Origin of the sequence: Escherichia sp. F1 (genome assembly GCF_046764225.1) — a bacterium.
Classification (GTDB): Bacteria; Pseudomonadota; Gammaproteobacteria; order Enterobacterales; family Enterobacteriaceae; genus Escherichia; species Escherichia coli.
Window position 1 is genome coordinate 59,321 of sequence record NZ_CP177202.1, and the last position, 13,263, is coordinate 72,583.

At 41.7% G+C, this 13,263-nt stretch carries 11 protein-coding genes, 1 tRNA gene and 1 pseudogene; 2 read left to right on the plus strand and 11 right to left on the minus strand.

The features are described from left to right. Positions 1-22 precede the first annotated feature (22 nt). The 7 genes from eilA to yicS all read right to left on the minus strand — a co-directional run bounded on the left by eilA (position 23) and on the right by yicS (position 7,601). Positions 23-1,720 carry a HilA family transcriptional regulator EilA gene (eilA, locus tag ACK8NJ_RS00240; RefSeq protein ID WP_001176826.1) on the minus strand — a complete coding sequence of 566 codons (1,698 nt, stop codon included), beginning with the start codon at positions 1,718-1,720 and terminating at the stop codon, positions 23-25. A 202-nt stretch (positions 1,721-1,922) separates the two neighbouring features. After that, positions 1,923-3,272: an IpaD/SipD/SspD family type III secretion system needle tip protein gene (locus tag ACK8NJ_RS00245; RefSeq protein ID WP_411962024.1), complete on the minus strand. Its 1,350-nt coding sequence runs from the start codon at positions 3,270-3,272 to the stop codon at positions 1,923-1,925. A 43-nt stretch (positions 3,273-3,315) separates the two neighbouring features. Then, complete coding sequence (locus tag ACK8NJ_RS00250) at positions 3,316-4,467, minus strand: hypothetical protein (RefSeq protein WP_024044714.1); 1,152 nt, start codon at positions 4,465-4,467, stop codon at positions 3,316-3,318. Positions 4,468-4,479: 12 nt separating this feature from the next. Continuing rightward, the gene (locus ACK8NJ_RS00255; protein ID WP_411962025.1) at positions 4,480-6,261 is read right to left on the minus strand and encodes a type III cell invasion protein SipB; all 1,782 of its coding nucleotides are present in this window, start codon (positions 6,259-6,261) and stop codon (positions 4,480-4,482) included. A gap of 55 nt (positions 6,262-6,316) precedes the next feature. Further along, on the minus strand, positions 6,317-6,499 hold the full coding sequence (locus ACK8NJ_RS00260; RefSeq protein ID WP_001024517.1) for a hypothetical protein: 183 nt from the start codon (positions 6,497-6,499) through the stop codon (positions 6,317-6,319). A 9-nt stretch (positions 6,500-6,508) separates the two neighbouring features. Continuing rightward, on the minus strand, positions 6,509-7,006 hold the full coding sequence (locus ACK8NJ_RS00265) for a SycD/LcrH family type III secretion system chaperone (protein WP_411962026.1): 498 nt from the start codon (positions 7,004-7,006) through the stop codon (positions 6,509-6,511). Between the two features lie 301 nt (positions 7,007-7,307). Further along, complete coding sequence (yicS, locus tag ACK8NJ_RS00270) at positions 7,308-7,601, minus strand: protein YicS (protein WP_411962027.1); 294 nt, start codon at positions 7,599-7,601, stop codon at positions 7,308-7,310. 209 nt (positions 7,602-7,810) lie between these two features. On the opposite strand from yicS, the gene nlpA reads away from it, so the two are divergent. Then, a complete protein-coding gene (gene nlpA, locus ACK8NJ_RS00275) occupies positions 7,811-8,629 on the plus strand; it encodes a lipoprotein NlpA (RefSeq protein WP_411962028.1) in 819 nt (272 codons plus the stop codon). Positions 8,630-8,632: 3 nt separating this feature from the next. Here nlpA and ACK8NJ_RS00280 read toward each other — a convergent pair whose 3' ends face one another. The 4 genes and pseudogenes from ACK8NJ_RS00280 to ACK8NJ_RS00295 all read right to left on the minus strand — a co-directional run bounded on the left by ACK8NJ_RS00280 (position 8,633) and on the right by ACK8NJ_RS00295 (position 11,582). Beyond that, positions 8,633-9,556 (minus strand): carboxylate/amino acid/amine transporter, encoded by a 924-nt coding sequence (locus ACK8NJ_RS00280; RefSeq protein ID WP_411962029.1) that lies wholly within the window; start codon positions 9,554-9,556, stop codon positions 8,633-8,635. A 110-nt stretch (positions 9,557-9,666) separates the two neighbouring features. Continuing rightward, positions 9,667-10,851 carry a sugar efflux transporter gene (locus ACK8NJ_RS00285; RefSeq protein WP_411962030.1) on the minus strand — a complete coding sequence of 395 codons (1,185 nt, stop codon included), beginning with the start codon at positions 10,849-10,851 and terminating at the stop codon, positions 9,667-9,669. A 441-nt stretch (positions 10,852-11,292) separates the two neighbouring features. Continuing rightward, positions 11,293-11,409, minus strand: a pseudogene (rhuM, locus tag ACK8NJ_RS00290) (RhuM family protein); the annotation flags it as partial. A 78-nt stretch (positions 11,410-11,487) separates the two neighbouring features. Next, positions 11,488-11,582 (minus strand) — tRNA-Sec (locus tag ACK8NJ_RS00295). Between the two features lie 292 nt (positions 11,583-11,874). Between ACK8NJ_RS00295 and ACK8NJ_RS00300 the strand changes: the two genes are divergently transcribed. After that, entirely contained in the window at positions 11,875-13,257 is a 1,383-nt protein-coding gene (locus ACK8NJ_RS00300) for a glycoside-pentoside-hexuronide family transporter (protein ID WP_000834439.1), read from the plus strand. The last annotated feature ends 6 nt before the right edge of the window (positions 13,258-13,263 follow it).

Below are 13,263 nucleotides of genomic sequence, written 5' to 3' on the forward strand. Positions count from 1 at the left end.
GCAGGGCAATTTATATTAGTTCTTACGCAGAAGTACGCATCACACCGATAGTATTAAATTCATTTTTTACACTGAGCAAACGGGGGTCATGAAGCAAAACATTTGACCATAAATCATTGTCTTTAATTAATTGTTGCCAGCGCTTTTCATATTCTTTTTTACCATACACAGTGTAAATCAACGGCAAAATAACACCATTGATTTTGTTGGTGTTAATATTTGCCAGTAACTTCATAATGTCATTTTTTATAGATGCGCCATAGATCAGAAATTTCGTATAAAGCGAGTTAACACAGGTGTAATCAAGACCATGTTCAGGCTCAAGTTTAAGCAATAAACTTTTGGCTTTGTCATTATGTCCTTTCAGTGCCATGAACATAGCCAGAATAGAGGTAATAATTGGATTATTACAGGTGTTTTGACTGTTAAGATTTAATGCAAAAGATATCGCGTTATCGAGGGGGGATGTGTAATAAAGTATAATTAATTTAAGAATGCTTATACCCATTTTATTGGGTTCAAGAGCAATACTTTTTTCTATTAGATTAAATGCTCTTGCAAGGTCACCGTTCAAAAAACATAGCAGAGACTGATAATAATAAACGTCTGGCGAATTAGGTTTGAGTAAATGTGCTTGCTTAAATAGCACATTAGACACTGAATGTTCATCTTTTAGCCCACTGATTAAACCCAGTAAACCCAATGCCTGAGAATTTGAAGGGTTAATTTCAAGAGCCTTTTCAATGGAGGTTACTGCCGTAGTTATTGCTTGTTTTTGTTCACTGAGTCCAAGGAGGGCTAATGATATATGGCATTCCGCCAGGCAACAGTAGGGCAAGGTATTTTGCGGTTGCGTACTCACACAATCTCTAAATATTACTAATGCTCGTTTCAAACTCTCTGGTGTATAACGATACATTTCCATTCTGCCATTCATATACATAACAGCAGAATCCAGAGATGGCATTTGTTGTGTATTAATAGATTTAAAATTAATGTTGGGTATTTTTTCAATAAGAATATTAATTACTTGTGATAATAATACGGAAAGAGGATTATCGGGGTGGAAATCAATACTTTGATGATCAATCAATTTATGTGTTCTGGCATGAATTAACTCAATAAATAAACGCCAGTTTTTACCATAGTGAACGACCTGACCCATAATATAATATTCTGGACCTGTTTTATTGATAAACTGATGGATAGTGGAAAAATCACTGGCCTCATTTGTTACCGAAGCGGGTAAAATATCTAAACCACAAAAAGCATATTTAGAAAGGCCTTGGACAAGTTCGTAATGGAGTTTTAGAACATTGATCGAACCTTCAGTACGAAAGGGAAAAACGGCAAGAGTGGTGGTCGACTTTACCGGTTCATTATCGGTCACAATCACAATAGGTACAGTAAAACGGTATCCACGACCATAGACCGTTTCGATATACTTACACTGTTTATTCTCATGCAAAAGTTTGCGCAATGCATAAATACATCGTGTTAGAGATTCATCACTGGCAACACTCGCGCTCCAGACCTTATCGATAATCTCTTCTTTGCTAACAATTTCACCGTCAGCATTAAGCAATAGAATAATAACGCCAAGTTCTTTAGGGGGAATATGATATTCTTTGTTTTTGAATAATAATATTCCATTGTTTTTTAATACAAAGTCGCCAAATATATATTGTTGTGTATTATTTTTTCCATGTTGCAGTTGCATAGAACGCTCCTTCCGTTTTCTCTATTCATAGTATTAATTTGATTAATATAAAATAAAGTATTGGCAGAATTGCTCTATCAAAAAACGCTCATTTTGTAAGATTGTGATGAAGAAATGAATGAAAGTTGATGCTTAATAATATGAAACGCTGGTCCCATTTTTCGGGACCAGATAGTGGGCGATAATTGTGGGTGTTACTTAATCAGAAACGTAAATAATCTTTCGCTGAATCAAACAACGCAGTAATGGTTGAAGATAATAATTTGATAATTGTATCGTAGGTGGAGTTGGCTGTACTGTATTTAGTCGTGATAACCTGCACGTCGGTTTTCATGTTTTCTGCCTGGCCGTTATAACCCGCCAGCCATGCCTGGTATTCAGCTGTGCTTATTTCGTAGCCGGTGAATTCTTTAGATATATTTTTTTCCTTCCCTTTATCGTCCCTATGCACCATTGAGTCTGAAGACTGACTCATACTGTCAATAATCTGGGGGTTGGGAATAATAACATACAGACCGCTACCTTGCGGTTCAACTTCGACAATCGGAGAAGGTGTGCGGTGTTTGGGATCGGGTGGAATTACCGGAAGTCCTAAAGCGGCGCACCATTTTTCTGCTTCTTCCAGTGGAACACCAATTTTGTCAGCAGGTGCCGGAGGGTATAAAACATAGTCTGGATTGTAGTGATAATGAAAGTCACCATTAGGATATTTATCGATATAATAAAAATGCATCAAGGCTTTTTGGAATGCATTGACGTCAAAAACTATCGCATCGCCTTTTTTATTAGAGTGAGTCCATTTTCCCATATTGCTTTGGATATGTTCACTGAAGTCCTGCCAGTATGCGCTCATTATCTCAACGCTATTCGCATAAATTTCGAGGTAGTCGCTACCGAGCACACTCATCAAATCAGCAATATCACTGCATATATATTTATCACTTTTAAATTCGTTTGAACTACTGGCCGTTAAAGTACTGCTGGTTGCTGAACTTCTTACTTCAGGTGCAGAACTATCTAAAGAAGCGATAGCGTGATTTAAGGTATCTTTGGTCGATGCCATTGCACTTGACCCGGTTGTGTTGTGAGCAACGTTAGCTAGGGTTTTTCTCACAGAGTTATGCAAGGTCAATATTTTAGCGGGATCCTTTAATTTTCCGTCAATAGTATTAACATTTTCTGTAAGCTGCAGAACTTTTTTTATCAGCGAATAACTTTCGTGTAAGAGCGCAGATCCTTTCTCTGACAGGTTTTCAGCAGGGAAATTTCTGAGCATGTTTTTAACGAAGTTAAGTTGTATATCATGCTGGCATTTCCAGTCTTCATTTCGCGGGCTACGTTCACTGACTAAAGTTGATAGTTTTTCAACATCTTTCTTGAGCATAGCGCCAATATTATTATCCTTACTGGCGCTGTTATACAAATTACCCTCGCTTTTGCTGTTTTCCAGTTGATGAGGCTCCTCACTTTGTGAGGATGCCTCTTTAAGAGGAATGTTTGCATTCTGCTGACGTAAAATATCTATATTTAAATTATTATCTTTATTAATCATGTGCCATTCCTCCTTAAATATAATTAACTATTATTGCAATAATTTATGAGCGAATGCCTTGAACGATAGCGCTATCAGTATCAATAATGGTTTGTATTATTTGCTGTAATAAATTAAGTGCCTGATCTCTTCCTTGAACATCACGATTAATTTGATCCAGATAGCTACTCATAACTGAATGCATAACATTTTTAGCTTGCTCAACAATGTCTTTTTCTGCATGAGTAGTACTTTCTAGAATTCTAAGTGATGCTTGAGTTGATTGATTAACAAGCTGTGAAAGTACATCTGCTTTACCTATAGTAAAATATTTATTATATCTTTTGTTATGTTTTATACTAATACGCTCGTTTTTATCTCTAATCTTTTCTTCCGTAGTTTCTTTTTCTTTATCGTAATATTTCAGGGTCTCTTCTTTTTGTTCTTCATCAAGTGTTGTATCTTTCGTTGTTGTTTTTATTTCTTCATCTATTTGCTTGAGATAAGCTTGTTGATCTTGAACTTCCCTTTTTAATCCTCGCTGTGTTTTATCATCAGTTCCACTGATAGTGTGCTTCTGATCAGGTGTAAGGGTTTGCATCTTTTCGGGAGGGCTTCTAAAATTTGCTACAACAGATGCTGCAGCTCCGGCTGCGCCAACTGTTGACCCGGCAAGAACACCAGCCGAACTTGCCATTGTAGCGTGTACGGTTTCTGTTTTCTGATACTGGACAAGTTGTTCAAAAACGTTGCTCATAATAGCCTCAGACATAGCAGAGGCTTTATACATTGATGTGAATACCCTTAAAAATTCCTCCATAACAGCCTGTTGTCGCATGGTCAAATTATCTAGCATATCAAGGATATTATATTTAGATATTTTAATAGAACTCTGTTCTGCAGAACTGCTTGATTGACTGGATGAAATTGTAGCTTGGTCAAGGTCACCCCTCAAATTATCTAGCGTACTCCTTGAGTAATTAAGATTATCCAATAGTTTTATTCTTAGTTCCGGACAGACTTCTCTGTCTGTATTTTTTAATATTATAAACTGAGAGCTTATGTCATGATTAATATCTTTAAGGTTATAGTATCGCACAATTTTATTATCATTTGGTATGTTGTTTTTTTTACTATAATCTCTATCAAAGATTGTTTTATCAAGACTGTTAATATTAGATGTGCTGGACGCATTTTTAATTTCATAGGTGGCCATGTTAAAACCCTCTTATACGATAGAATGGGAAGCAAATTTTAAGGCTTCAGTTCGGTGTTGTAATACTCGTACCATCTGGCTTACCTCTTGTTCGACGGTTTTATCCACCCTTTGCAATACTGAAAGCATTTGTTCACGCGTTTTTGATAGATTACTCATGTCCTGTTGTAAAATTGCCATGTCGGCAGAGTTACCAGCAACAAAACAATTCATCGTCGATGTTGCTATTGCACAGATAAGTAAGCCTATTTTCTCCAGGCCATTACTTATTTTGGCAATCAACTTCAACACTACGGCTGATGTTTGTAGCACGCTGCATACGCTGTCTAATACCTTTATAATATTTTTTGAAACTGAATTAATAATTGATTCAATGGTTGATTTTATAGTGCTTGTTATTTCTTTGGTGACTTCTTCGGCGGCTGTTTTTGATAATGCAGAAACAACGGCCCCTATTGCTACAGAACATATTACAGCTGCACCAATCATTACTGTCGCCATGACAATAGAAGCGGCTGCACTTGCGTAAATACTTTTAACCAGTTCAATCGTATCTTGATCGACACCAATAACGTCCAGAAGCGTGGTGATTGCGAGCAGAGTGGGATCAACTGTTTTAATCGCAGCCGAAAGACCTTCTACAACTTTCCCTAAAATCCAGCCGGTAGCCGTGGTGCCCAGAGCGATTTGACAAGTGATATCTACACCTAATACTACTGCGCCCGCTATTCCTCCAATAAGTGCCAATGCACCCGCAATACTTGAACCACCACTTGGAACTGCAGCAAGAAGACCAACAACAATTAAGATTGCGCTCATGGCAATGGTAGCTACTGTTACACAGTCATTAATGATTTTTAAAACTTTAGTCGTGGTAGTATATTTACGCGCTGTTTCATTGAGTTTATTTTCCCTGACATGGTTGATTTCTTTCATTACCTCAGATTGATTTTTGATCGATTCGCAATTGGTATCACCAATAACTTCCATTACTGAGGTAATCAAAAGGATAAATGTGGCTGTTGCGTTTCTGTTTTTCTGGTTTTCCTGGGTCAGGCAAATATTGGTGGTGAAGTTATTAATCTGTTCTTGCTGTTGAATTTCGTCAAAAATTTCCATACTTTGGCCGATCGCAGCATCAGCATCCATAATGGCTGTATTTAACGATTTCTCAGCTAACGATTTTTTTTGTAATGACAGCGTGAGTGTTTTTTCAGCCGCATTTTTTTGCGTCAGTACTTTATTATATTGCGGATCGCCAGGTTGCAGTTGCGACAGCTCTTGATTCAATGTGTTGACTTTTTTCTCCAGCGATTGCACCTTTTTATCGACCGCATTATAATTATTGTTGGCCTGATGCATGATATCGTCAGCTTTTTGCGCAGAATCTAATGAGGATGCATAGGCGTCGCTTAATTCACGAAACTTATTATGTACCATTTCGTGTCGAAGCAGGGTGCTGTCAAGGTTATTATGCAATCGTGTTGTAATATCCTGATCGGCAATGCCTGTTAAATTACCCAAAATCATTGTCAGGCGGGCATCGTTCGTCTTTGCTGTAGTGGCGTTGTCGGAATCTGAAACCTGCATTTCAGGCGGAGCAAGCATAGGTTTGTTTTCAAGACGAGCGCGAATATCGTTATCAAGGGACTTCGGGTTTTTATTAAGCCGCATGGGATCAACTTGCGTTTTGTTGCTGTCCTGCAGTCTTTTTTCCGCATCGCTATACTGTGTGCGCAATGTTTCGCTGATTTGTTCAAACGTGATCGTTTGTCCCGTAATCGGTGCCGACATAATTCACCTCCTTTTTAAGCTATCATCGGGTGTAATTAATTCTTTTTTATTTAACTCATGGCAGATGTTTATTCCCATCTAAAATGGCATCAACGGGAAAGTAAGTAATGTGTTTATTGTTATTCTTCTCATTTATTTTATCGCCATGGTTATTTTTTAAATCAACCGGGGCTTCCTCATGATATTTCCTGATTAACTCTTCAGGCGTAAAAGAAGACTTTTTTCCGTTTATGTTCATTTTGCCGACTCACTCTGTTTGAACTTCTTCTTCGGTATTGGCTGTCAAGAGTTCAAGATAAGCAGTAGCCATCTCTTTAACTTTTTCATTTTGGCTGTAGGTTACGACTGTATTAAATAACTCCGTGGCCATTTTAGTGTTTTTTAAGCCCATCTGGCATTGGCCCATATAATAAACTAAAGAGAAATCGTTATCGGGAGATAGCATTAAACAGATATGATACATGTCGAATGCCTTTTGATAATCTTTCTTCAACTGACAGACGGCGGCATATCCTTTTAAATAGTTATAATTTTGGAAATCATAAATACAGAGAAATTTAAAAAAGAGCTCAGCTTCGTCAAGTCTTCCTTTTTCATAAAAGTTATAAGCGTAAGCATAAACGCCTTCAAGGGTATCCGGAGTAATGCCATGCAGCTCTGCAAGTGTTGCTCCCATACCTAATGCACGTTCGAACTTACTGGCAATTTCTTTATTTTCTTCTAAATCCTGATTTGCGCTTTCCATCTCTACTCTCTCCTTTCGAACATTCTTTGTTCAGACTTCACCATTTTTTAGAGGGGGGTGATATCAAAATTCGCTCATTTTTATGCCCATCCGTTGGGCTTCCTTTTCTGCATTAAAAACAAGTATTGTTTCAATGAGATAAGATTTTCTATGTGATGAAATGAAAACAATGTAGAGGGAAATTTATCCACAATCCTGATGAACGGGTTCAATTTTGATTGGAATTTGAAAAAGCAGGTGATTTACTGATGTGCGAGCGTACGTCAGCGGCTGCTGGCCTGAGCGCGGAGGTGTGCGAAATTCACATATCCGGGCATTCCACCTTACCCAGCGCTTCCCAGTAGTTATTCTGATTATTACGCTCCATCGCCACAATAGCTTCGCGGATATGTTGTTTGTTACTCTCATCAGACAACATTAATTTTTCCCACGCGTCGTCTGATAATGACGCCTGTGGCGTGCAAATTTTACGTAAATCTTGCAATACCGTGGTTTTCTCTTTTGCCGACTGTAGCGAGCTGAATGGCGACTCGGCCTGAGAAATGGCTGGAAAAGTCAGGAATACGGTAATCATGAGTAGCATCGTTGGCTTCATAGCTGCAACCTTCTGCAAATGTGCATCGAATGAAGCATAAGTGTAGTTTGCTTTTACCGCTCTCATCATGCTGTACGAAAGGTGTTTGCGTGGTCAGTAAGAAGTGCCAGTTTTTTATACCTTTTTCTTCTATTCGATAGCTTTTCGTTTTTTAAATCGTAGTGATCTTGCCATTATAGTCAGTTAACGATTAAAAAAAGGATAAAAAAGTGAAACTGACAACACATCATCTACGGGCGGGGGCCGCATTATTACTGGCAGGAATTCTGCTGGCAGGTTGCGACCAGAGCAGCAGCGATGAAAAGCACATTAAAGTGGGCGTTATTAATGGCGCAGAACAAGATGTCGCGGAAGTCGCTAAAAAGGTGGCAAAAGAGAAATATGGCCTCGATGTTGAACTGGTAGGATTTAGCGGTTCGTTGCTACCGAACGATGCGACAAATCATGGCGAGCTTGATGCGAACGTCTTCCAGCATCGACCCTTTCTTGAACAAGATAATCAGGCGCATGGTTATAAACTGGTAGCGGTGGGAAATACGTTTGTCTTCCCTATGGCGGGTTATTCCAAAAAAATCAAAACCGTGGCGCAAATAAAAGAAGGCGCGACAGTGGCGATCCCCAACGACCCGACCAACCTTGGTCGCGCGCTTTTACTGTTGCAAAAAGAGAAGCTAATTACTCTGAAAGAGGGAAAAGGGTTATTACCTACCGCGCTGGATATAACCGATAATCCTCGTCATTTGCAGATTATGGAACTCGAGGGGGCGCAGCTCCCGCGCATACTGGATGATCCCAAAGTTGATGTGGCGATTATCAGCACCACTTACATTCAGCAGACCGGACTTTCTCCGGTGCACGACAGCGTATTTATTGAAGATAAAAATTCGCCGTATGTGAACATTCTGGTAGCAAGGGAAGATAATAAGAATGCAGAAAACGTGAAGGAATTTCTGCAATCTTATCAATCATCCGAAGTCGCTAAAGCGGCAGAAACCCTCTTTAACGGTGGCGCGGTGCCTGGCTGGTAATTCTCATTCATCCCGCGCCGGACGATTTATTTTTCTGGCGCGGCGACGGGAATCCATTGAAATCAAAATCACTGATGACAGAATCAGAAGCGTTCCCAGCCAGTCCGGTAATGTGAATGTGATCCCCAGCAACAGCAAAGAGAGCAGCGCGCTACTTAATGGTTCTGCACAGCTCAAAATGCTGGCTTTTGGACCGCCAATGAGCTGTGCGCCTTTCAGATATAGACTAAAGGTTAGCGAAGTTCCGATTACCACCAGATAGAAAAACGCCAGAATCAGGCTGCCATTAACCACGAAGTTTGTTCCTTGCCCGGCATAGAAGGGCAGCAGGATCAGACCGCCGATCAGCATACTCCAGCCGACGACAGGCAACGTGCCATAGCGGGCAATCAGCGTTGAGGGATAGGTGGTATAGAATGCCGCAGCAAATGCCAAGGCAATGCCCCAGAATAACGCGGCAGGAGAGATCGATAATGACGTCGGATTACCGTGTGTCACCAGTAAAAAAGTCCCGACCAGCGATGTCAAAATAGCGCAAAAAACCAGAATGCCCGGGCGGGATTTACGCACCAGTGAGAACCAGGCGACGATAATCGTCGGTGAGAGGAATTGCAGCACCGTTGCCGTGGCTGCGTTCGATTTTTCGATGGTTAGCAAAAAAGTGAGCTGTACGGTTAGCGCGCCAACCACGGAAAAAATCAGCAGACTAATGGCATCTTTGTGATTGTTAATAATAGAAAAGATTTTATCGCCATGAACAAATGACAGCGTCAGCAGAATCAAACCGGCGAATATCAAACGCGTCATAGTCAAAAACTGCGACGACATCTGGCTTTGCTCCATGATGTATTGCGCGCAGACCCCTGAACTTCCCCACAACACGGCGGCAATCAGAACGTTCAGCATCCCCTTTCTGGTGGAACCCATTTTTCCCTCTGCATACTGTTTTGTCGTTTATGTATGCAGGCATGATAGCAAAAATGGCGAGGATGGCTCTGTTTGCGCCACGCCGATTTTTCTTAGCCCAGACTGGTGAGCTAAATATCTTTAATAAACAGCAGGCAAATCATCGCAATACCCAACATCCCTATCGCCAGCCAGAACAACGCGTGGTAGCTCCAGATTTCAACCATAATTCCGTCAACAGAGCCGGCGATAATCCAGCCGACGCGTGAGGTATTTGCATATAACGTTGTCGCAGAGCCTATTTTTTCAGGCATCAGGTCCTGAAAATAAAGCATGCCGATACCACAGAGAATACCAAGGAAGATGGCATTTAGAATTTGCAATTCCAGCTCAACTGCCGGAGTCGTCGCCATGAGTACGCTGGCGTAAAAACACATTCCACTCACGATAGCAATGAGCATTAATAGTCGCTTGCCAATACGTTTCATGTAATAGCCTGCGATTAACATCATCGGAATTTCCAGACCGGCAGCGATACCAATCATTTCTCCAGCCAGTTTATCGGTTAAATGTAGTTCATCAATAATAAATAGCGGCATATTTATCATGTAGAGATTATTCGCCGCCCACATCATTGAACAGACCACAAAAAGTAGCCGCGTATCCCGCTTCCTATGGGTGGAGAGTAAAATTTCTACGGGTTGGGTAACGACAGGAATATTTCTTTGTATTGATGGCAAAAACAACCAGACTATCAGCCCGCAAACAACAAATGCGATGGCAGCGGTGAGATACATCACTTTAAAACTAAATCCCATTGCCAGTTCATAAGCGAGCGGTGGCCCGATAACCCAGGCAAGCGAGATCTGAGCACGTAAAAATGTACTGAACATTACCGTCTCACGGCCTGTTCTGTCGGCGTGTTCACGGGCGAGGGCGAACATTTGCGGGTTTGCGGTGGAAGCAAAACTACTCAGAAGTACGCCCGTTGAGAGCAGAATGAAGTAGTTGCGATTCCACGCAAAAAGCGTGCAGGCCAGCACTCCAAATAAGCAACATAGCAGAATCAGTAATTTACGGTCGCCTTGTTTATCGGAGTGCCTTGCCAGAAATTGACTGACCAGAATCCCCATAATAGCGCTACCGGTGAAGAAAAAACCTACCATTATAGGACGGGCTTTCAGTTCATCTGCAAGGAATATACTTAGGGTGGGAGTCTGGAGAGCGCCCGCAATACCAGTCAGAAAGGCGACAAGTAAAAATGCCGCGGCGGTGAGATCAAGTATTTTTGATGGAGTGGTAGCCGTTTTTTGCATTCTTCTGAATCACCGGGCGACAAAATATAACTGAGTTACAAATAAGTACCAGTCGAATGAGTATTGTATTAAGAATTTTTGAGTATCGCTGATACAACCAGAAAACAATGCTAGCGCAATATTATAGGGCCAGCAATTGAGATTATTAGCAAAAGCATGTTAAGAATTAATCACCGAATTTATATATTAATTATAGTAAGGCAATGAGCTTTTTTTGATAGTAAAAATAAAACAAGTTGATTTGATATATTAAATGAACAAATTAATCTTGATGGCAGTCTGATTATTGGTGAAGTTTATAGGTCAGTTTTTTTTGCCAGCGGTTAAAGGAATAGAATAGTCGTATAAAAAAGGGTGTTCTGGAGCGTGTAAAACAACATCTGCACCTTAATGGCGATACAGTTGGCTGAGAGTCAGCAGGGGGCAAATCACCTGCAATTAAACACGGCGCATGCTGGTGCGAATATCGCGGATGCGTTCGAGGACAGAAGAACCGACAGGCGGATTCTTCAGTCGCTCATCGTCCATCATAAAACCTTTGATCAGGTATTCCTGAAGCCGATTGAATATTGAGCAGTAGAAAATATCTGGATTGACAGTATTACAAGGGGTTGGAGAATGTCAGAAGAGGCATTTTGGCGGAAGATCACAGGAGTCGAACCTGCCCGGGACCGCTGGCGGCCCCAACTGGATTTGAAGTCCAGCCGCCTCACCGGAGACGACGATCTTCCGCGCCTCGATTGCTACATGGAGGCGGGGCGCATTATAGCTACTTCCTTGAGTTTCTACATCCCCCAGATCAGTTTTTTCCGCCTAATACACGCAGCGTATTATCACGAAAGCATTATAATTCATATAAAACCCATATTTTACAATGATATATGAGCGGAATTAACGCTACCACGATCACATAAAACAAGAATCATAAATTAATAACCAGATATCGGAATATTCGCTCTCACAGGGATGGTTTACAAAATGCGTTATCGGTCTCAGCACCCCTATAGCATCAAGGAAAAGCAGATGAAGAGTGAAGTGTTGTCCGTTAAAGAGAAAATTGGTTATGGCATGGGAGACGCCGCCAGCCACATTATTTTCGATAACGTAATGTTATATATGATGTTCTTTTATACCGATATTTTTGGCATACCTGCCGGATTTGTCGGAACCATGTTTTTGGTCGCTCGTGCACTGGATGCGATTTCCGATCCTTGCATGGGGTTGTTGGCCGATCGAACGCGCTCTCGCTGGGGTAAATTTCGTCCGTGGGTACTGTTTGGCGCACTGCCATTTGGGATCGTCTGTGTACTGGCCTATAGCACGCCAGATCTCAGTATGAACGGAAAAATGATTTATGCAGCAATTACTTACACCCTACTTACCTTACTTTATACCGTCGTCAATATCCCTTACTGCGCATTGGGTGGTGTAATCACCAATGACCCGACTCAGCGTATCTCGCTGCAATCCTGGCGTTTTGTGCTGGCGACCGCGGGAGGCATGCTCTCTACTGTTCTGATGATGCCACTGGTTAATTTAATTGGCGGTGATAATAAACCACTCGGTTTCCAGGGCGGTATCGCGGTCCTTTCCGTGGTGGCATTCATGATGCTGGCATTCTGTTTCTTCACCACTAAAGAACGCGTTGAAGCACCACCTACAACGACGTCTATGCGGGAAGATTTACGTGATATCTGGCAAAACGACCAGTGGCGGATTGTCGGTTTACTAACCATTTTCAATATCCTGGCGGTGTGCGTCCGCGGTGGAGCGATGATGTATTACGTCACATGGATTTTGGGCACGCCGGAAGTGTTTGTCGCTTTTCTCACCACTTATTGCGTAGGTAACCTGATTGGTTCCGCACTGGCGAAACCGCTGACCGACTGGAAATGTAAAGTCACTATCTTCTGGTGGACTAACGCCCTGCTGGCAGTGATTAGCCTCGCGATGTTCTTTGTTCCTATGCAGGCCAGCATCACCATGTTTGTCTTCATCTTCGTGATTGGTGTGTTGCATCAACTGGTGACACCTATCCAGTGGGTAATGATGTCCGATACCGTCGACTACGGCGAGTGGTGCAATGGTAAACGCCTGACCGGGATCAGTTTTGCTGGCACGTTGTTTGTGCTCAAACTGGGGTTGGCCTTCGGCGGCGCTCTTATCGGCTGGATGCTGGCTTATGGCGGATATGATGCGGCAGAAAAAGCGCAGAACAGCGCCACGATTAGCATCATTATCGCGCTATTCACGATTGTTCCGGCGATCTGTTACTTGCTGAGCGCGATTATCGCTAAACGCTACTACTCACTCACGACGCACAATCTGAAAACCGTTATGGAACAGCTGGCCCAGGGCAAACGCCGTTGCCAGCAACAATTCACCTCTCAAGAAGTGCAGAACTAAGGAACG